Genomic DNA, 1412 nt, shown 5'->3' on the forward strand with positions numbered 1-1412 from the left:
CCTGGCGGGCGCTCGCTTTCGTAGCCGTTCCAGCCTCCGAGCCTGGCGATACACCAGGCGGCCCAGGCGAGCGTGTGCGTGGGGTGCGGGTTCTTCTGCTTTTGGGTCTTGCCTTCGAGTTTGGCGATGAGCATTTCCAGGACGGAGATCTCGATGGGATCGAAGAGGCGTGCGGCCTGGAAGTCGAGGCCCGGCGAACCACGTCCGTGTACGAGTTGCATGACCCTGGTGGCGACGACCAACGCGGTGGCGGCCAGGCGTTCGAGTGCATCGCCATCGGCGATGAGGCTTTCCTCCAGATCGATGGCCTGCGACTTCACGGTCCGGAACAGCTGTTCGACGATCCAACGCGAGCGATACATCTCGACGATAGCAATGGCGCCGGCCAGGGTGTTGACGCAATGTGTGGTTAGAAGCCGCCAGATCACCGCTTCCTTGGCCGAGGGTGGATCGATCTCACGCACTTCCACCATGTTGAGCATAAGTTCGCGCGGATCGCGGCTGTCGGCGCCAAGGCGGGGCTGGCGCAAGCTCACCGCGCTGAAGCGAACGGCCAGTTCGACGGTGCGGGCCGGCCGGCCGGGTCGGGCCTGCAGTTCGAAGGCAATGCGGCCGGTTTCCGGGGTCTTGGCGATCGCGCTGAACAGGCGCTCGCCCCGCGTACCCAAGGCCCGATCCCGTACAGCGCGGATGAGCACATGCGTGCGCTCGTCGGGAAGCCTTGCAAACACTTCGTAGATGTCGGCTTCGCGATCGCCGACCACCGTCATCTGCGGCGTGTCGGTCAGCGCCTGGCATGCCGCCTTGGCGGTACCGATCCATTTGTAGCTTTCCTTGTCTTCGATTGGCAGCGCCTGGTAGTCATCCGCCTTCTTTGCCTGGCGCCGCCAGATCGTGGCGCCTGCAAGGCCAAGGACCGAGCCGTTCACGGCATCCACGGCCAGCGCCGGATGTACGAACAGCCCGATATCCTTGCCATTGCCGGCACGACCGAGACCGCGCTTGCGCGAAGCCTTGGCTTCATAGTTTATCTCGCTGCTGTCCTCGATGATCAGCACGTGGCGGCCGGCGGCCACTTCGCTGGTTCGCGCCGCCGCCGTGCGGATGATCTCTTGCTTGCTCACGTGGCGATTGCGAAACAGGCGCGTGAACGCGACCTTCTCGGCGCGCGTGTCAGCCAGCCGGCGCATGCCCGCGCTGACACGCGCAAACATGCGCTCCAGAACCATGCTCCCCTTTTTTGCAGGCGCAGGTCGCCGAAGTATCCAAGCAACGAAGCCATCGTCGAAACCTCCAGAATCAACAATAGCAGCTACAGAATCACATACGATTCAACCGCATCAAGCCATTTTCCGGCCTCGCTTCTTCACGCTTGACCACAGCACGAAGCAAATGTGTGCGCACGCTAGCCC

1 protein-coding gene is annotated in these 1412 nt (G+C 63.1%); it reads right to left on the reverse strand.

Annotation, left to right across the window (positions count from 1 at the left end):
* The coding region (locus NKH19_RS33260) for an IS4 family transposase (RefSeq protein ID WP_352983938.1) at positions 1-1214 on the reverse strand (1214 nt) is incomplete at its 3' end.
* Positions 1215-1412 lie beyond the last annotated feature (198 nt).

It is taken from the genome of Mesorhizobium sp. M1338, from assembly GCF_040318045.1.
Lineage (GTDB): Bacteria > Pseudomonadota > Alphaproteobacteria > Rhizobiales > Rhizobiaceae > Mesorhizobium.